Annotated in this window: 19 protein-coding genes and 1 pseudogene; 11 read left to right on the forward strand and 9 right to left on the reverse strand. The window is 65.5% G+C overall.

What is annotated here, in order from left to right; genetic code table 11:
* Nucleotides 1–10: 10 nt before the first annotated feature.
* From Aple_RS02290 to Aple_RS02300, 3 genes are read left to right on the forward strand one after another with little or no spacing between them, the layout of a single operon-like run.
* The gene (locus tag Aple_RS02290; RefSeq protein WP_170321243.1) at nt 11–568 is read left to right on the forward strand and encodes a nuclear transport factor 2 family protein; all 558 of its coding nucleotides are present in this window, start codon (nt 11–13) and stop codon (nt 566–568) included.
* The gene (locus tag Aple_RS02295; RefSeq protein ID WP_155342717.1) at nt 565–1,737 is read left to right on the forward strand and encodes a serine hydrolase domain-containing protein; all 1,173 of its coding nucleotides are present in this window, start codon (nt 565–567) and stop codon (nt 1,735–1,737) included. The genes Aple_RS02290 and Aple_RS02295 overlap by 4 nt, the downstream gene beginning before the upstream one ends.
* A 49-nt stretch (nt 1,738–1,786) precedes the next feature.
* Nucleotides 1,787–2,614: a mycofactocin-coupled SDR family oxidoreductase gene (locus tag Aple_RS02300; protein ID WP_155342718.1), complete on the forward strand. Its 828-nt coding sequence runs from the start codon at nt 1,787–1,789 to the stop codon at nt 2,612–2,614.
* A gap of 17 nt (nt 2,615–2,631) precedes the next feature.
* Here the strand turns inward: Aple_RS02300 and Aple_RS51760 are convergent, their stop codons facing one another.
* A complete protein-coding gene (locus Aple_RS51760) occupies nt 2,632–3,402 on the reverse strand; it encodes an IclR family transcriptional regulator domain-containing protein (protein WP_170321244.1) in 771 nt (256 codons plus the stop codon).
* Between the two features lie 225 nt (nt 3,403–3,627).
* On the opposite strand from Aple_RS51760, the gene Aple_RS51765 reads away from it, so the two are divergent.
* The 7 genes and pseudogenes from Aple_RS51765 to Aple_RS02340 form a co-directional block, all read left to right on the forward strand.
* Complete coding sequence (locus tag Aple_RS51765; RefSeq protein WP_170321245.1) at nt 3,628–4,440, forward strand: cupin domain-containing protein; 813 nt, start codon at nt 3,628–3,630, stop codon at nt 4,438–4,440.
* Nucleotides 4,437–5,414: a fumarylacetoacetate hydrolase family protein gene (locus tag Aple_RS02315; RefSeq protein ID WP_155342721.1), complete on the forward strand. Its 978-nt coding sequence runs from the start codon at nt 4,437–4,439 to the stop codon at nt 5,412–5,414. The genes Aple_RS51765 and Aple_RS02315 overlap by 4 nt, the downstream gene beginning before the upstream one ends.
* An 8-nt stretch (nt 5,415–5,422) precedes the next feature.
* Nucleotides 5,423–6,256 carry a mycofactocin-coupled SDR family oxidoreductase gene (locus Aple_RS02320; protein WP_155342722.1) on the forward strand — a complete coding sequence of 278 codons (834 nt, stop codon included), beginning with the start codon at nt 5,423–5,425 and terminating at the stop codon, nt 6,254–6,256.
* 11 nt (nt 6,257–6,267) lie between these two features.
* The gene (locus Aple_RS02325) at nt 6,268–8,241 is read left to right on the forward strand and encodes an acetoacetate--CoA ligase (protein WP_246264038.1); all 1,974 of its coding nucleotides are present in this window, start codon (nt 6,268–6,270) and stop codon (nt 8,239–8,241) included.
* The gene (locus Aple_RS02330) at nt 8,238–9,008 is read left to right on the forward strand and encodes an SDR family NAD(P)-dependent oxidoreductase (protein ID WP_155342724.1); all 771 of its coding nucleotides are present in this window, start codon (nt 8,238–8,240) and stop codon (nt 9,006–9,008) included. The genes Aple_RS02325 and Aple_RS02330 overlap by 4 nt, the downstream gene beginning before the upstream one ends.
* Nucleotides 9,008–9,838, forward strand: coding sequence for an SDR family NAD(P)-dependent oxidoreductase (locus Aple_RS02335; protein WP_155342725.1), 831 nt, complete (start codon nt 9,008–9,010; stop codon nt 9,836–9,838). The genes Aple_RS02330 and Aple_RS02335 overlap by 1 nt, the downstream gene beginning before the upstream one ends.
* A gap of 168 nt (nt 9,839–10,006) precedes the next feature.
* A pseudogene (locus Aple_RS02340) lies at nt 10,007–10,680 on the forward strand (transposase family protein); the annotation flags it as partial.
* On the opposite strand, the gene Aple_RS02345 reads toward Aple_RS02340, so the two are convergent.
* The 6 genes from Aple_RS02345 to Aple_RS02370 form a co-directional block, all read right to left on the reverse strand.
* On the reverse strand, nt 10,643–10,852 hold the full coding sequence (locus tag Aple_RS02345) for a MaoC/PaaZ C-terminal domain-containing protein (protein ID WP_155342726.1): 210 nt from the start codon (nt 10,850–10,852) through the stop codon (nt 10,643–10,645). The pseudogene Aple_RS02340 and the gene Aple_RS02345 sit on opposite strands and share 38 nt — an antisense overlap.
* A 57-nt stretch (nt 10,853–10,909) precedes the next feature.
* Entirely contained in the window at nt 10,910–11,665 is a 756-nt protein-coding gene (fabG, locus tag Aple_RS02350) for a 3-oxoacyl-ACP reductase FabG (protein WP_155342727.1), read from the reverse strand.
* Nucleotides 11,666–11,748: 83 nt separating this feature from the next.
* Entirely contained in the window at nt 11,749–12,894 is a 1,146-nt protein-coding gene (locus Aple_RS02355; protein ID WP_155342728.1) for an acyl-CoA dehydrogenase family protein, read from the reverse strand.
* Nucleotides 12,891–13,586: a TetR/AcrR family transcriptional regulator gene (locus Aple_RS02360; protein WP_218038076.1), complete on the reverse strand. Its 696-nt coding sequence runs from the start codon at nt 13,584–13,586 to the stop codon at nt 12,891–12,893. Before Aple_RS02360 ends, Aple_RS02355 begins: the two co-directional genes overlap by 4 nt.
* Nucleotides 13,587–13,688: 102 nt before the next feature.
* The gene (locus tag Aple_RS02365) at nt 13,689–14,477 is read right to left on the reverse strand and encodes an SDR family oxidoreductase (RefSeq protein ID WP_155342729.1); all 789 of its coding nucleotides are present in this window, start codon (nt 14,475–14,477) and stop codon (nt 13,689–13,691) included.
* Nucleotides 14,478–14,699: 222 nt separating this feature from the next.
* Complete coding sequence (locus Aple_RS02370) at nt 14,700–15,128, reverse strand: helix-turn-helix domain-containing protein (RefSeq protein WP_155342730.1); 429 nt, start codon at nt 15,126–15,128, stop codon at nt 14,700–14,702.
* On the opposite strand from Aple_RS02370, the gene Aple_RS02375 reads away from it, so the two are divergent.
* Complete coding sequence (locus tag Aple_RS02375; RefSeq protein WP_170321246.1) at nt 15,092–15,925, forward strand: IS5 family transposase; 834 nt, start codon at nt 15,092–15,094, stop codon at nt 15,923–15,925. The two genes, Aple_RS02370 and Aple_RS02375, sit on opposite strands and share 37 nt — an antisense overlap.
* 11 nt (nt 15,926–15,936) lie before the next feature.
* Here Aple_RS02375 and Aple_RS02380 read toward each other — a convergent pair whose 3' ends face one another.
* Entirely contained in the window at nt 15,937–16,851 is a 915-nt protein-coding gene (locus Aple_RS02380; protein ID WP_218038077.1) for an NADP-dependent oxidoreductase, read from the reverse strand.
* Nucleotides 16,848–17,309, reverse strand: coding sequence for a cupin domain-containing protein (locus Aple_RS02385; RefSeq protein ID WP_155342733.1), 462 nt, complete (start codon nt 17,307–17,309; stop codon nt 16,848–16,850). The genes Aple_RS02380 and Aple_RS02385 overlap by 4 nt, the downstream gene beginning before the upstream one ends.
* Nucleotides 17,310–17,317 lie beyond the last annotated feature (8 nt).

Consider the following 17,317-nt stretch of genomic DNA (forward strand, 5'->3'; position numbering starts at 1 on the left):
GAGGAACAACATGTTGGAGCGCCTCGCCGACCGTCTGGCTATTCACGAGTGCCTGTACCGCTATGCACGTTCAGTCGATCGACTGGACTACGAGGGCATAGCGGCATGCTATTTCGATGACGCCATCGATACGCATGGCTCCTATACGGGTACGGCACTAGGCCTGGTCGAGGACATCCGCAGCCGCCACCAGGTCATCGACTCCGCGCAACACTTCGTCACCAACGTCATCATCGAGTTCGACAGGGACAACCTGGCCTTCGTCGAGTCGTACTGTATCGCATTCCTGCGCATGCGGCCCGAAGACAGCCAGGCGCGGCAGGCCGAACGCGTGAGCCGCTGCCGTTACGTGGACCGCTTCGAACGCCGTGACGGGCGCTGGGCGATCGCCGACCGCGTGGTCGTCTTCGACGAGTCGCTGCAGGTAGATGTGCAGGATCTCTCCCCCGAGGACTGGGTCATGTCCCGACGTGACCGGTCCGACCCGGTCTATTGGTGGGGTCGGGACGGCCACCAAGCAGGCAACAACGCACCGAAGAACGAGACTGAAAGGCAGGCCAGGCCATGACTGTCGAAGGAACGTGGGACAAGAAGTTCCAGCGAGTGATCGACGTCCTCGACGAGCACCTCGCCGCAGGCGACGATGTCGGCGCCTCGGTCGCCCTTTTCGTGAAGGGCGAGCCGGTCATCGACGCCTGGGGCGGCTGGATCGACCAGGCACACACCAGGCCGTGGGAAAGAAACACGATCGTCAACTGCTGGTCGAATACGAAGACGGTCGCCGTACTCGCTCTGCTCATGCTGGTCGACCGGGGTCTGGTCGATCTGGATGCTCCGGTAGCGAAGTACTGGCCCGAATTCGCGGAAAACGGTAAGGAAAATGTCCTAGTCAAGCAGATCCTCTCCCACACCTCCGGCGTGGCCGGCTGGGACATGCCGGTGACGATGGACGACATCTACGACCCGGACATCTCCCTGGCCAAGCTAGCCGCCATGGCTCCGTGGTGGGAACCCGGCACCGCCGGCGGCTACCACGCCTTGAGCATCGGACACCTCATCCATGGCGTCGTGCTGAAGGTGACCGGTCTTAGTCTCGGCAAGTTCGTCGCCACCGAGATCGCCGCTCCGCTCGGCGCCGACTTCAGCATCGGCCTGCCAGAGTGGGAGGACTACCGGATCTCCCCGTTGATCCTCCCACCTCCCGGCCCGGCCTTCGACGCGGAACTCGCCTTCGAGGACAAGAACAGCGTGGGCTACAAGCTGACCATCGCCGCTCTCGCGACCGACCCCGCAACCTGCTGGGACGTCCGATGGCGGCGCTCGGAGTTCTGCGCGGCGGGCAACGGCCACGGCAATGCCCGTTCGCTGGCGAGGATCCAGTCGGTGGTCTCCAATGGCGGCGAGGCGCACGGGGTTCGGTTGCTCTCCCAAGCGACCATCGACCGGATTTTCGAGGAGCAGTCCAAAGGTGTCGACCTCTACCTCGGGCTGCCGATCCGCTGGGGCATCGGTTACGCCTTGTCGTACCCGGAGCAATTCCCGTACCTGCCCGACAGTCGAGTCTGCTTCTGGGCGGGCTGGGGAGGCTCCATGCTCATCAACGACATCGACCGTGGGCTGACCTTCGCCTACATCATGAACCGGATGGAGCCCGGGGTCCTCGGCACGTACAACGGCATCGTCGGCGGTTACCGGGCCGAGCCGCTCATCCGCTCGGTCTACGCCGCCCTCGACTAGAGCCGAGGCGGCACAACGTTGTTTCACACCTCGTAAGGAGCACATCACCATGGGGAAGTTGGAGAACAAGGTCGCCCTCATCACCGGCGGCGCGCGGGGCCAGGGCAGGTCTCACGCCATTGCCCTCGCGCGGGAGGGGGCGAGGATCGCCCTGGTCGACGCCCCGAAGCCGATCGCCTCCGTCAGCTACCCGCTCGGTACCGAGGCCGAGCTGGATGAGACGGTGAAGCTGGTCCAGGCGGAGGACATCCCGGCGATCGCTCTGCAGGGCGACACCCGGTCCATGGCGGACATGCGACGCGTCGTGTCGGACACCATCGCGAGGTTCGGCCAGATCGACATCCTGCTGGCGAACGCGGGCATCGCCTCGTACAGCCCACTGGCCACGATGTCGGACCAAATGTGGCACGACATGATCGACGTCAATCTGACCGGGACGGCCAACACCATCCGAGCCGTGTTGCCGCACATGATCGAGCGCTCCTACGGCCGGATCGTCGTGACATCGTCGCAGGCCGGGCGAAAGGGCATACCTAACTTGGCGCACTACTGCTCTGCCAAATGGGGGCTGTCAGGCCTGGTTCGTACTGTCGCGCTGGAAGTGGCGCCCTTCGGCGGGATCACCTGCAACGCGATCCTCCCGGGCGGCGTGGAGACGCCGATGATGAAGAACGATGAGGTCTACCGGACGTTCCGTCCGGACCTGGACAACCCGACGCTCGAGGATATGGAGGCGGTTCTCCGCCAGCTCAATCCGATGCCGACCGAGTGGATTCAGCCGGAGGACATCTCGGCAGGGGTGCTGTATCTCGTCGCCGACGAGGCCCGGTACGTCACCGGCGCCATGCTGGACGTCGCGGCGGCGTTCAACGCCTGAGCGGACGTGGCTCCCGCTCAGCGGATCAATGCCAGGTCTCGCTCCATCTCGGTGGCGGCTGTCGTCAGCTTGCTCAGCAGCTCGCCGCCGAGATGCTCCATCGCGACGTCCAGCGTCGTTCCGATGGAGGCTGCCGCGACGATCTTGCCCCCGCGGTCCCGAATGGGAACGGCGACGGTGCGCAGCTGTGACTCCAGCTCCTGGTCGACGAGGGAGTAGCCCTGTTCGGCGACTTTCTTGATCTCCTCCCGCAACGCATTCTCGGAGGTGACCGTGTGCGGAGTGCGCTGCACTAGCTCGACATGACGGAAGTAGTCGTCAAGCTGGTCGGGGGAGAGCGAGCCCAGCAGCACCCTGCCAGGCGGGCTGCAGTACGCCGGAACCCGCGTGCCGAGAACGACGTGGACCGACACCAGTCGTTTGGCCTGAACGCCAGCGACGAAGACGATCTCGTGGCCATCCAGAACGAAGGCCATCGACGTCTCGCCGACCTCTTTCGTGAGCTGCTCGAGGTGCGGCTGGATCACGTCGACGTTCGTGACCGAGTCGAGGTACGGGCGCGCCAGCTCGAGCACTCTCGGGCGCACATAGAAACGGGAGTTCACCGTGCCGAGATAGCCAAGTGCCACCAACGTGTGCAGGAAGCGACGAGCCACCGCCCGGTCCATCCCTGCCTCTCGCGCGACGTCCGAGATCGTCAGCTGGTCCCGGTCGTCGTGGAAGCACCGGAGGACGGCGAGTCCGCGTTCGAGCGCGTGGACATACGGACCTTCAGCTACCTCGGACATGGGCCTCCTACTCGGGACAGGCAACCACCATCTTGCCAGACATGCGTTGACGCAAGACCCGCAATTCATCGCACGCACGACGGATCGAACGGCAAGGACTTGTTGACGCCATGTGATGCGCGTGACAAGCTTCGTTCGCACAGCGCTCATATGAGCGCCAGACGCACACGAGTGGAGTTGAGACACGCGATGACCCCCGCGACGACCTGGCGCTCCGGCTGGGACATGGACAACCCCCTGGACATCAAGACCGAACTGGTCCGCAAGGACGGGGGCACCTGGGAGCAGGGTCCGGTCGCCGGACTGGAGTACCGCGACCTTCACCTGGCCGCCAACACAGACGGGGCCTTGGTAGGCCGCCACGTCCGGTACACGGGCAAAGAGGGGGATGCCAGCACGGACTGGCAGTTCCACGACGCCGACTTTCAGTGGTTCTTCGTCTTGAATGGCTCGATCTCTGTCCGGACCGAGGACGGCCAGGACCTCGTCCTCGACAAGGGTGCCTCCGCCTACCAGCCGCCCTACTGGCGCTACCGGATCAGCGCGGTGTCCGACGACTTCGAAGGCGTCGAGGTTTTCGGCCCCTCCGACTACGGCACAGTCACCGGCAAAGACGCTCCCAAGCCAAAGCGCGCCGCCGAGTTCGCCCATCTGAAGGGCGTCTACACCTTCGACCGGCCCGACGCGTACGTGCGTGGCGACGGCCCCCGCCGGTGGTCGCTGTACCGCGACTTGGGCACCCGCATCCCGACCGACGGGCGCGTGCACATCCACATCATCAAGCTCGATGAGATCGAGCCCTCGCCGCCTGGCGGCACAGGAGAGCACTACCACTCGATGGCGCAGTTCTTCCTGCCAATCCGCGGATGGCTCGACGTCGCCCGCCCCGGGGAGCCGAACCAGCGAGTATTCGCGGGCGACCTCATGACGCTGTCGCGCGGTTCGATTCACAACGCGTTCGACGTTTCGCCTGACTACATGACTCTTGAGTTCTGCGTGCCGGCCGAATACAGCACCGTGGCCACCGCAGCGAAATGATCCTTGCCTCGTTGGCCGGCGGTGGCCTAGACGGAACACTGGTGGTCGTCAGCAGCGACAGGACCCGATTTCTGGTCCCGCCGCAAGGCCCACGGACCATGCAGCAGTCGCTTGACACCTGGGCGGAATCCGTGACGTTGCTGGAGGGCGTCTTCGAGTCGCTCGACGACCCGACGCTAGGGAGCCCCGTTGACGGCGCGGTCTTCGCGGCGCCACTGCCCCGGGTTTACCACTGGGCGGAGGGCAGTTCGTACCTCTCGCACATGGAGCGGATTCGCGGCGGCCGAGGGGAGGCGCTGCCTGACCGACACCGCGAGCGCCCTATCGTCTATCAGAGCGGCGGCGCGCCGAACTGGCCACCCCGCGCCGAGGTGCCGTTACCTGACGAGACGTGGGAACTCGACTATGAGCCGACCGTCTTTGTCGTCACCGGTGATGCTCCACAGGGAACGACAGCAGCACAGGCGCCCGAACACATCAAGCTGGTCGGCATCACCAACGACGTCACATATCGACGTCTACTGGTGGAGGAACGCCGTCAAGGGACAGGCACATACGGATCCAAGCCCGGCCGAGGCTTCGCTCCGTTCCTCGTCACGCCAGCCACCCTCGGTACCGCGTGGCAGAATTCCTTCCTGCGGGCAGCGCTGCAGTGCAGCGTCAACGGAACGCTGTACGGCGCTCCTCGGGCCGATCGCGATTTCTCCTTCGGCCTTCCGCAGATCATCGGGGAGTTCACCAGGACGCGACCGCTTATCGCCGGGTCGATGATCGGCACTGGGACCATTTCCAACGGCGACACGGAGTGCGGCTTCGGCTGCATCGCGGAGAAGCGCGGTGTCGAAATCATGGAGAGCGGGGCTGCCGTGACGCCCTTCCTGTCCGCAGGAGACACCGTCACCATCGAAGCGATCGCCGACGACGGCACCTCGCTGTTCGGCCTCATTCAGCACACCGTGACAAGGATGGAGTAGTCGGCACCATGCCAAATTTCACCCGACGGATAGCACTTGTCACCGGCGCCGCCCATGGCCAGGGCCGTGAGCATGCGATCCAGTTCGCTAAGAACGGTGCAGACGTCATCCTCGTCGATGTGCCCAAGCCGGTCGATTCGGTGCCGTACCCATTGGGAACCTCCGCGGAGTTGCGTGAGACCGCCTCTGCGGTCGAGGGCCTGGAGCGGAAGGCCCTCGTGGTCGAGGCGGATGTACGCAGCATCGACGCGATGCGTGCCGTCGTGGCGGACGGCATCGCAGCCTTCGGTCACATCGACATCTTGGCGGCCAATGCCGGCGTCGTCACGTACCACCAGCTCGTTGACATGGACGACCAGGCGTGGCAGGACACGATCGACGTCAACCTCACCGGCGTCGCCAACAGCATCCGCGCCGTACTGCCGCACATGATGGAGCGAAAGTACGGGCGGATCGTCGTTACCTCGTCGCAGGCCGCCCGGCGCGGCGTACCGAACCTGAGCCACTACGCCGCCTCGAAGTGGGCGCTGATCGGCCTGGTGAAGGCCGTCGCGCTGGAGGCCGCACCGTACATGATCACCTGCAACGCGGTGCTACCCGGTGCTGTGAACACGCCGATGATGCACCACGACGAGGTCTACAAGGTGTTCGTGCCCGAGAAGGACGCTCCCGGCCTTGAGGACATGGAGGCGCGGCTCACGCAGATGAATCCCATGCCCACGATCTGGGTCGAGCCGACGGACATCTCTCACGAGGTGCTCCACCTCGCGGCCGAGGAGTCCCGCTTCATCTCGGGATGCACCGTCGACGTGGCGGCGGCCTACAACGCCAACCTCCCGTAAGAGGAGCAGCAGTGCCAGACGAACCTGAACCGTCGGTGCTCTGGCGACCGACTCCAGAGTCGATTCGCGCCACGCGTCTGCACGCCTTCGCGACCTGGGTTGGCCAGCGACGAGACTTGACCTTCGGCGACCCCACCGACTACGACGCCGTATGGCGCTGGTCAGTGCATCAACTGGAGGATTTCTGGTCGGACCTCGCCATATGGAGCGGGACGCTACCGACAGATCACGGGCCGGTCCTGCCGGATGCCCGGATGCCGGGCGCCGTCTGGTTCCCGGAGTGCTCGATCAACTACGCGGAGCAGATGCTGCGAGACGCCACAGAAGATCACCCGGCCCTCGTCCTCGTGGACGAGCAGTACCGCGTCACAGAGGTTTCCCAGTTGCAACTGCGACGCTGGGCCGGCGCCTTCGCGGCAACGCTGAGAGGCCTCGGCGTCAAGCCCGGCGACCGGGTCGCCGCCTACCTCCCGAACGGCTTAGAAGCAGTCGTCGCCCTGCTCGGCTGCGCGTCGATCGGTGCCGTGTGGACCGTCTGTCCGCCCGACTTCGGCACCTCGGCCGTGCTCGATCGAATTTCTCAAGTCGAGCCGACGGTGCTCGTCGCTGCCGACGGGTACAGATTCAACGGCAAGCAGCACGACCGTCGCGAGCAAGTGGACTTGATCCGAGCCTCGCTGCCGAGTCTGCGCGCGACCATCGCGGTGCCCGTTCTCGGTCTGGAGACGCGCTCGGCCGACGTTCTCGCCTGGGCCGATGCGATCGCCGAGGAGCAAGAACCAGCGTTCGTGCGCGTGCCGTTCGACCATCCACTATGGATTGTCTACTCCTCTGGTACCACCGGCCGGCCTAAGGGAATCGTGCACGGTCACGGTGGGATCGTCCTCGAGCAGCGCAAGATGTCGATGCTGCAGAACGACATCGGGCCGGGTGACCGCTTCTACTGGTACACCTCCACCGGCTGGATCATGTGGAATATCGCGACCTCCGCGCTGCTGAGCGGTGCCACGGTCGTCGTCCATGACGGCAGCCCGAACTACCCCGACCTCCAAGTGCAGTTCGCCTTGGTGGAGAGGCTCGGCATCACCTACCTCGGCACCAGCGCCGGTTACCTCACCGCTTGTGAGAGGGCGGGCGCGAAGCCGGGGGAGCGATTCGACCTCTCTCGTCTGCGCACTATCGGTTCGACGGGGTCGCCGTTGCCTGCCTCGACGTTCCGCTGGGTGTACGAGGCGGTCAAGCCCGACGTGCTCCTCGCCTCCTCTTCCGGAGGCACCGACATCGCCAGCGGCTTCATCGGGGGCACCTCGCTGCTGTCGGTCACCGAAGGCGAGCTGCAGCGCCCTCTGCTCGGCGTGGACGTCCAGTCGTGGAACAGCGACGGCAAGCCCGTGATCGGCGAACTCGGGGAACTGGTCGTTACGCAGCCCATGCCGTCGATGCCGTTGCGGCTGTGGAACGACGCCGAGGGGAAGCGCTGCCGGTCCTCGTACTTCGAGCCATGGCCGGGGGTGTGGCGCCACGGCGACTGGCTGGAGATCACTGAACGCGGCACCTGCCGCATCCTGGGTCGCTCCGACTCGACCCTGAACAGGGGAGGAGTGCGCATCGGTTCGGCCGAAATCTACGCCGCGCTCGGCCGACTGCCCGACGTGGCGGACTCTCTCGTTCTCGGTATCGAACTGCTGGACGGCGGCTACTACATGCCATTGTTCGTCGTCTTGGAGGACGGCACCGACTTTTCCGAGGATCTCGTCGCGGCGATCAAGGACGCGGTGCGCCGACACGCCAGCCCAAGGCACGTGCCGGATGAGGTGATCCAGGTTTCGGCGATTCCGCGCACGCGCACCGGCAAGCTCGTCGAAGTCCCGCTCAAGCGGATCTTTCAGGGCGTCCCGCCAGAGGTCGCCCTAGAACGCGAAAGCCTCTCAGTGCCGGAGTCGCTCGACGCCTTTCTGAAACTCGCAGCCGAGAGGACGCCATGACCACTGGACGCATGGAGGGAAAGGTCTGCGTTGTCACCGGCTCAGGAAGCGGCATCGGGGCCGCAACGGCCAAGCTCTTCGCCGCGCACGGCGCCGCCGCCGTGGTCGTGGGTGACATGTCGGGTGACGCGGCTCGCGGCGTGTGCGACGAGATCATCGCAGCAGGCGGCACCGCTTCTCCGTTCGTCCTGGACGTCTCCGACGAGGCCGCGGCGGAGGCCATGATCGCGCATGCGGTGGCGGAGTACGGCACCGTCGACGTGCTGCACAACAACGCCGGTACCGGAAAGCCGGGTGCCGTCCACGAGATAGCCCGAGCCGAGTGGGAGCGGGTCTTTGACGTGAACGTGACGGGGACCTTCATGGTGTCGAAGGCCGCCTTGAGGGTGATGCTCGACCGCGGTCGGGGCGCCATTGTGAACACCTGCTCCAACCATGCGACGACGGCCTCGCCGCGGCTCGCCTCGTACCATGCCTCGAAAGGTGCAATCAAGGCGCTCACTCGTCAGATGGCTTTGGACTACGCGCCGAACATCCGTGTCAACTGCATCTCGCCCGGTCTGGTGGACACCCCACTTGCGCATGCTCGCGGGGCCGAGGACACGGAGGCCTGGGCTCACAAGCAGGAGTCGAACCGCTATTTCAAACGGGCCGCTCAGCCGATCGAGATCGCCTACGGGATCCTATTCCTTGCTTCGGACGAGGCGAGCTTTCTCACCGGCCACGACCTGGTCATGAGCGGCGGCCAGGGCGAGGTCGCATTCTGATGCCGATTTCGTTGTCCCTAGCCGGCCGCGTCGCTGTGGTCGCCGGTGCCGGGCGCGGTATCGGCGAAGCGGTCGCGCTGCGTCTCGCCGAGGCGGGTGCGGCGGTGGCTGTCGTCGACTCCCGCGCGGATCGCGCGGCGGGCACTGTAGCGGCAGTCCGGCAAGCCGGCGGCACGGCGGTGCCGATTATCGCGAATCTGCTCGATGCCAGCCAGGTTGATCAGATCGTCCCGTCGGCAACCGAGCAACTCGGCAGCGTCGACATCCTCGTGAACGTCGCTGGCGGTTCCTGGGCGCTCGCCCCCTACAGGTTGACTCACGAGGTGACCGACGAGGAGTGGTCGCTGATTCAAGCCATGAACCTGACGTACGTCTTCCAACTCACTCGGAGCGCGCTTGGCGATATGGTGCAGTCCGGCGGCGGGACGATCGTACATGTCGGCTCCATTGCAGGCGTGTTGAGTTCACCGCTGGCCGCCGCCTACGGCGCCGCGAAGGCCGGCATCTCATCGTTGACGCGGACCCTCGCCTATGAGTACGGGCCCTTCGGCATTCGCGTGAACTGCATCGCCCCCGGACGCATCAACACCCCGGCGACAGCACCCGAGCCGGGCCAGCAGCAGGTCGACTTCACCGGTAGCATCCCACTGCGACGTATGGGTGTTCCGGCGGAGATCGCTGACGCCGTAGCGTTTCTCGTCAGCGACCTCGCCAGCTACATCTCCGGTCAGACGCTCCTCGTCGACGGTGGCGCGACGGCCACGCCAGGCTTGATTCTCGGCGTCAACGGGATGCCTCCCTCCAGCGATCGAGTAGGCGGCCAGGCCTAGTGCCTGGTCCACGCCGTAATCAACGGTAGGTCGGTGGTTTGGTTATCGCTTGCGCCAGTGCACGCAGGCTGGGTGGTCTAGAGAGTCGGTCATGTAGTCCTGGATTGTCTTGTGGTACCTCTTCCTGATCGCGTCTCGGTCGGGGTCAGGGAGAGGATCCAGTGATTCATGCGTCCCAGAGCGTGGCAACCGCCGGTGGAGCTGTCACCGGCAGAGCAGACCATCATCAAGGCGATCAAACGGGCCAAACTGTTCGTCTTCCTGCGCCTGCACCGGCACGAGCTGTTCGATGACGCCTTCCAGGACGAACTGGCGGGCATGTACCACGATGCCGTCAAAGGACAGCCGCCCGTGCCGCCCGCTCAGCTGGCGCTGGCGTTGATCCTGCAGGCCTATGCCGGGGTCTCCGACGACGAGGTGATCGAGGCGACGATCATGGATCGGCGCTGGCAGCTGGTGCTGGACTGCCTCAATACCGAGCGGGCTCCGTTCGCCAGGGCACCCTGGTCGGCTTCCGCACGGTGCATTTCCCCGCCGCGGCCTGCGCGGCCTGCCCGCTGCGCGAGCGCTGCACCACCAGCGTCCGGGGCCGCAGCGTGAGCATTCACTCCGACGAGCACCTGCTGTCCGAACTCCGCGAACGCCAGCGCACTCCGGCCGGACGCGCCGAACTCCGCCGGCGAGTGGCGGTGGAACACACCCTGGCCCACATCGGACGTTGGCAAGACCGGCGCGCCCGCTACCGCGGCACCCGCAAGAACCTGTTCGACCTACGACGCACCGCGGTCGTCCACAACCTCCACGTCATCGCCCGACAGCAAGACGGCCGTGCGCGATCGCGGCCCCGAAAGGGCCGACGGCGGCGCGGGCCGGGTCGACGTGGATCCACTGGCGGTCGCCGGTGGCGTCAGCAAAGGCGTTGACCTGCTCCTGCGTGACCTGATGCCACTCCGAATAGCCCAAGTGGGTGCCGACCGAACGTTCGAGGTCATCAATGCCGTTCAAGATTCTCAATATCGTTGTCCGTTCTCAGATCGATAAGGCCGGGTGGCCGAACGATCCATGCTTCAGTCAGTCGGTGGGGCCGCCGGCTACGTAGAGCACCTGGCCGGAGACGAACCCGGCTTCCTCACTCACGAGGAACCGGACAGCGTGCGCGACGTCTTCTGGCTGACCGGCCCGAGCCACCGGGATCTGGGCAGCGGAGGCCGCGATGAAGTCGTCGAACGCCATCCCCATACGCTCAGCGGTAGAGGCGGTCATGTCAGTTTGGATGAAGCCGGGCGCGACCGCGTTCACCGTCACTCCAAACTTGCCCAGCTCTATAGCCAAGGTCTTCGTGAAGCCTTGCAGGCCGGCCTTCGCGGCAGAGTAGTTGGCCTGTCCGCGATTGCCCAGGGCGGACGTGCTGGAGACATTGACGATGCGTCCGAACTTCGCTTCGGTCATGTGCCGCTGCGCGGCGCGACTCATCAGGAATGCCCCGCGAAGGTGGACGCCCGTCACTGCGTCCCAGTCGTCTACGGTCATCTTGAACAGCAGGTTGTCGCGGATGATGCCAGCGTTGTTGACGAGGATTGTTGGGGTGCCGAGTCCGTTGACGATCGCCTCGAACGCCTCCAAGACGGAGGCTTCGTCGCTGACGTCCGCTCCCACTGCCAATGCGGTGCCGCCGGCGGAGACGATGGAGTCGACCGTGCCGCGGCAGGCCTCGGCGTCGAGATCGAGGACAGCTACCTTGTGCCCGTCACTGGCCAATCGGCGGGCAGTGGCAGCACCGATGCCCCGAGCGGCTCCAGTGATGACGGCAATACGGGTTTCAGACATCAACTGCTCCTTGGATCGACAGCATCATGTGACGGACAAGGCGAGTTGAGATTGGTCGGACGACGCAGGAATGCAGGTGGATCTCACAACCCCAGGTCGCGGCCGATGAGTTCTCTCATGATTTCGTTGGAACCGGCCCAGATCTTGGTGACTCTGGCATCGCGCCACGCGCGGGCGACGCGGTATTCGTTCATGTAGCCGTAGCCCCCGTGGAGCTGCACACAGTGGTCGAGCACCTCGGACTGGACCTGAGAGGACCACCACTTGGCCTTGGCCGCGTCGATGGGGGTGAGCTCCTGCCGGGTGTATGCATCGACGCACTTGTCGACGTATGCCTCGATCACCTCGATCTGCGTGAACAGTTGTGCCAGCAGGAACTTGTTGTGCTGAAACGAGCCGATGGGCTTCCCGAAGGCCTGCCGCTCCTTGGTGTAGGCAAGCGTCTCGTTGAGGATCTCTTTGGCGTGCGCCACGTTACTCACCGCGCAGCTCAGTCTTTCCTGCGGCAAGTTCTGCATCATGTGGATGAATCCGCCGTCGAGGTCGCCGATCATCTCGCTTTCGGTGACGCGGACGTCGTCGAAGAAGAGTTCGGCGGTGTCTGATTCCTCTTGGCCGACCTTGTCCAGCTTGCGTCCCCGAGAAAAGCCGCTCGTGGTCGACTCCACGGCGAAAAGGGTGATGCCATGGGCCCTCTTCTCAGAAGAGGTGCGGGTTGCGACGATCACCAGGTCCGCGGAGTAGCCATTCGTGATGAACGTTTTCGAGCCGTTGATCACCCACGAGTCCCCATCGCGCACGGCGGTGGTCTTCAGCGCGGCTAGGTCAGAGCCACCGCTGGGCTCGGTCATGGCGATGGCGCAGAGAATTTCGCCTGAGGCGACTCCCGGTAGCCACCGCTTGCGCTGTTCATCGTTCGTGAGTGCGACCAGATAGGGCGCCACGATTTCCGCGTGGATACCCCAGCAGCTATTGAGCGCGGCGCTGACCTTGGCGAGTTCTTCTCCGAGTACCGCGTTAAAGCGGTAGTCGCCGGCCCCGACCCCGCCGTAGGCCTCTGGGATTTCCAGGCCGAGCAGTCCCTGCTCGCCGGCCGCGAGCCAGAATTCCCGAGAGATGGCGTGATCCTCCAGGTACTTTCCCACGTTGGGTACGGCGCTTCGTTCCAAGAACCTTCTGACCGAGTCGCGAAAGGCCTCGTGCTCCTCGCCGTAAACAGAGCGCCTCACTTCGATGTCCCTTCCCGCTGGACCGTCGCCTTGGCAGCGGCGCCTCCCCGTCGGCTCGACGCCTTGGCTGGACGTTTGACGGGGTTCCGGTTCTGGGCTGCGCGCGGGGCGCCGGAAGGCCGCGCGTTCACAATGCGCAAGGCAAGGTCGGCGTTGAGATCGGCAACGACGCCCACTTTGCGTCCCGGGCCCGGTTCGAACCAGCGCGCCAAGTCGATACACAGCGACAGCAACGCCCTGGCAGTGCCGGCTGCGTCGTCCACGGAGAATCGGCCGGCGTGCACTCCGTCCAACACCGCTTCGACCATTACCTTCTGGAACTGCCGGCGTAGCGCGAGAATTTCCTGCCTGTGCTCCGCGGTTAGCGCATGAAACTCGTACTGGACAACACGCCCGAGTTTGGCGTTGACCATGTGCCACCGGCTATACGCGTAGACCATGCCATGCAGTCGTTCGGCTGGGTCGTTGCTGGACGCTGCCGCCTGCCTGAGGCACTCCATGGAGTCGATGTGGCCCTGGATGCTAACTGCGAAGAGCAGCTCCTCCTTGGACTCGTGATGGATGTACACCGCGGCAGGGCTTCGGCCGGCACGGGTAGCGATGTCCCTTGTACTGGTGCCACCGAATCCGCTCTCGGCAAAGGCGTCTACGGCGGCGTCCAGAAGCCGCTGCTGTGCTGCTGAAGGCTCCACGTCTTCTCCTCGGGCTGAGTTGCTGTGGCTACGCCATTCGCACTGAGGCGAACACCCACATGAGCGATTGCTTAGTATTGCCACGGATCCGGTGGGAGGCAGTCACAAGGGCGGTTCTTGTTCGCTGTTCTCCAGGCGGACTTGAAGATGGTTCATATTCACGAGCCATGCGTCGGTGTCGGCAGCGCGAGCCTTGTAGTACGCAGCGACTCGACCATGCGGTAGGACCAGGAAGCGGTCGTCCTGTGCGGACTGCCATACGAACTCGGCCACGTCGGCGGGATCCAGGGCGGCGTCGTGGCTAAGGATCTCCTGCACTCTCCCGGCGCGGTCCAGCATCGAGGTCTTCACGCCTTGTGGGCAAATCGCTTGAACCACCACCCCGCGATGGCGGTAAGTGGCAGAGAGCCATTCCGCGAACGCCAGGGCAGCGTGCTTCGTGACGCTGTAGGACGGCGCAGTCAGCATTGTCAGCAAGCCGGCTGCCGAGGCCGTGACAACGAACCGGCCTTCGCCCCGGTCGAGCCACTCGGGTAGCAGCAGTTGTGCGGCTCGCACATGGGCCATCACGTTGATATCCCACGAACTGGCCCAATCCTGCTCCGTGGCATCCAGGCCCCGCCCGCGATCGACCCCGGCGTTGCCATACCACGCGTCGATCGCCTTGAGATGCTCGCGGGCTTGCGCGACAAGGGCGGCTGCCCCTTCGGCCGAAGCGGCATCGCCGGGCGCGGCGTATGCGCCGATCTCATGGGCGACCTCTTCAAGTTCGATCGCGTCGATGTCGGCGGCCACCACTCGGCATCCTTCCAACGCGAGCTTGGTCGCGATCGCGCGGCCGATACCCCGGGCCGCACCGGTCACCACGACTCCGTGCTCGTTGGTAAGCATCAGACAAGTCCCTCGACGGCGCTGAGTTGGGGGACAGGCGTGAAACGTCAGGCGGCCGCCGTCGGTGGCCATCGGCATTTGCACGCTGTCCCGTACCTAAGCGCCCGCTTAGGTACGGGACGACACTGTAGTCCGTCTGGGTGCATCGCGAAAGGGTAGGGCCGCGCCATGTGCTTGTTCACAGACATGTTCGCCAGTGGAGACAGCCGGCCCGTGCCAGGCTCAGGAGCGCGGCATGTGCGGCGGCCGTGTAGCTGATCGCCGGGAAGTTACAACATCGCAACCTTGGCCCGCGTTGACATGCGCTCGATACCGCCCCGGTGTAGTGCCGAACTCCCTCTCGAAGGCGTGGGAGAGTGCGTACGGGCTGCCGTAGCCGACTCGGCTGGCGATGGCGGCCAGGGTTTCCTTGGTGTCGCGGAGCAGGGTGGCGGCAAGGATCACGCGCCACCAGGTGAGGTACGCCATCGGAGGGCGGCCGACCAGAGTGGTGAACCGGCGCGCCAGGGTGGGACGGGAGACACCCGCCTCTGCGGCCAGGCGGTCGTTGCTCCACGGCGCGGCCGGTGTCGAGTGCATCGCCCGCAGGGCGGCGGCCGTCACCGGGTCGCCCAGTGCGCCGGGCCAGGATCCGCTGGTGGTCTCGGTCATCCAGGAGCGGATCGTGTAGACGAGGAGGAGGTCGAGCAGGTGCTCCGTGGCGAGACCTGCCCGAACGCTACGGGCCGTGGAAGACCGCACACGAGCGGCTGCGGATCTGGACCGGGGACGGCACCTGGCAACGCATCCTCGACGAGGTGATCGTCAAAGACGACTCGGTCGGGAACGTGGAATGGACGTTCAGCATCGACGCCAGCTCTGTCCGGGCCCACCAGCACGCTGCCGGAGCCCGGAAAAAAGGGGGCTGCACCACCGAGTGGGTCGAAGACCTCGCCGTCGACGGAGAAGCCCTCGGACGATCCCGCGGCGGACTGACCAGCAAGATCCACCTTGCCGTCGACGCGCGCGGACTACCCATGTCGGTCATCTTGTCCCCGGGCCAGGCCGGGGACAACCCGCAACTGCTGCCACTGCTGGACCAGATAGCCGTCGGCCGTGACGGACCCGGCCGCCCTCGTACACACCCCAACCGGGTCCTGGCCGACAAGGCGTACTCCCACCCGTCAACCCGGGCGGCAATGCGAGCTCGCGGGATCGCGTTCACCAGCCCGGAACGCAGCAACCAGATCGCCCGCCGCAAAGCCAAGGGCTCCCGCGGTGGACGCCCATCCGCCTTCGATCCCGAGCGCTACACCGGCCGCAACGTCGTCGAGCGCTGCTTCAATCGACTCAAACAGTTCCGCGCGATCGCCACCAGCTACGCCAAACGCGTCACCTACTACCGCTCAGAAATCATCATCGCCGCCATCGTGTTATGGCTGCGTGCCAACCTACAGGACACGCCCTAACTCGGCCCGGCTTAGCTTCCGGCCATGGCGATGACCAGTTTGCCGCCCTTCGGGCGCTGCTCGCGCTCCAGCTCCGTCAGGGCGGGAATCGCCTCGGCCAACGGGACCGTACGGGCGATGGGCAGGCGCAGGGTCCGGGCCACCTCCTCCAGGTCGGCGGTCACCGGCCGGCCCATCATCGCCCGGAACGGGCCGGGCAGTGCGCTTCTGATCATTTTGGCCGGGGTTGGGACGATGTCGATGATGGTTCCGCCGGGCTTCAGCAGCGTTCGGGCCGCGGCGAAGGGAAGCATGCCGGGCGTGTCGAGGACGAGATCGAACCGTTCCGCGAGGGCGGCCGGGTCGAAGCCGAAACCCACGACCGGCTCGACGCCGAGCTCGCGGGCCTCGTCGGCCGCAGGGTTGCGGCAGCTGCCGGCGACCGAGGCTCCCCGCGCCCGGGCGAACTGGGCGGCGGCCCGGCCCACCCCGCCCAGGCACCCGTTGACGAAGACCGCCTGCCCGGGCCGGATTTCCGCCGTGGCCTGGTAGGCGGTCACGCCCACGGTCGGCAGGGCGGCGGCCTGCTCGTACGAAAGGTCCACCGGTTTGAGCACGACCGCCTTCTCCGGGGCCGTCACCATCTCGGCGAACGCCCCCGCCTGCCGGAACCGAGCGTGGCCGAGTACCGCGTCGCCGGCCTTGAGGCGGGTGACGCCGGCGCCGACCGCCTCGACGACTCCGGCGAAGTCGTGCCCCATCGCCCGGGGAAAGGAGCGGCCGGTCATCAGCTTCATCTCGCCGTTGCGCATCTTCCAGTCCAGCGCGTTGGAAGCCGCCGCTCGGACGCGGACGAGAACCTCATCCGGACCCGGGCGTGGTGGCTCGAACTCAGCGAGCCGCATCACCTCCGGGCCGCCGTAGCGGTCGTATTGAAGGCGCTTCACGAGGCGTATTCGTTCGAGATCTCGGTGGCGTAGTTCTTCCAGAGCGGTTTCATGGTCTCGGCGTTGACCGGCTGCCCGGAATCGATCATGGCCTTGAAGTCGCGGAAGTACTGCACATACAGGTCCGGCGTGAAGGTGTTCAGCATGACCGCGTTCTCGTCGCCGACGTTGGCGAACGTGTGTGGCGCCCCGGTCGGCACGATGACCCAGGTGCCCGGCCCGGCGTCGTATTGGTCCTCGCCGACGGTGAACCGGAAAGTTCCCGCCAGCACGTAGAAGCCCTCGTCATGCTGGGCGTGGCGATGCTGCAACGGGCTCGGGGTGCCCGGCGGAATGGTGACCTCGGCGAACCCCAGCCGGTGGTCGGTGTGCTCGCCGTTCTCCAGGATGCGGATCTGCTGCGCCCCGCTGCCGAGGATCTCGCCCTCACCGGGGCGGACGATGTTTACCTTCGCCACGACTTCTC

It is taken from the genome of Acrocarpospora pleiomorpha, assembly GCF_009687885.1.
Taxonomy (GTDB): domain Bacteria; phylum Actinomycetota; class Actinomycetes; order Streptosporangiales; family Streptosporangiaceae; genus Acrocarpospora; species Acrocarpospora pleiomorpha.

Bases quoted from the DNA above. Each gene is read 5' to 3' on its own strand.
- Aple_RS51760 (WP_170321244.1), bottom strand. From the start codon at position 3,402: ATGTCCGAGGTAGCTGAAGGTCCGTATGTCCACGCGCTCGAACGCGGA.
- Aple_RS02320 (WP_155342722.1), top strand. From the start codon at position 5,423: ATGCCAAATTTCACCCGACGGATAGCACTTGTCACCGGCGCCGCCCAT.
- Aple_RS02330 (WP_155342724.1), top strand. From the start codon at position 8,238: ATGACCACTGGACGCATGGAGGGAAAGGTCTGCGTTGTCACCGGCTCA.
- Aple_RS02365 (WP_155342729.1), bottom strand. From the start codon at position 14,477: ATGCTTACCAACGAGCACGGAGTCGTGGTGACCGGTGCGGCCCGGGGT.
- fabG (WP_155342727.1), bottom strand. From the start codon at position 11,665: ATGTCTGAAACCCGTATTGCCGTCATCACTGGAGCCGCTCGGGGCATC.
- Aple_RS02300 (WP_155342718.1), top strand. From the start codon at position 1,787: ATGGGGAAGTTGGAGAACAAGGTCGCCCTCATCACCGGCGGCGCGCGG.
- Aple_RS02290 (WP_170321243.1), top strand. From the start codon at position 11: ATGTTGGAGCGCCTCGCCGACCGTCTGGCTATTCACGAGTGCCTGTAC.
- Aple_RS02370 (WP_155342730.1), bottom strand. From the start codon at position 15,128: ATGACCGAGACCACCAGCGGATCCTGGCCCGGCGCACTGGGCGACCCG.
- Aple_RS51765 (WP_170321245.1), top strand. From the start codon at position 3,628: ATGGACAACCCCCTGGACATCAAGACCGAACTGGTCCGCAAGGACGGG.
- Aple_RS02335 (WP_155342725.1), top strand. From the start codon at position 9,008: ATGCCGATTTCGTTGTCCCTAGCCGGCCGCGTCGCTGTGGTCGCCGGT.
- Aple_RS02315 (WP_155342721.1), top strand. From the start codon at position 4,437: ATGATCCTTGCCTCGTTGGCCGGCGGTGGCCTAGACGGAACACTGGTG.
- Aple_RS02295 (WP_155342717.1), top strand. From the start codon at position 565: ATGACTGTCGAAGGAACGTGGGACAAGAAGTTCCAGCGAGTGATCGAC.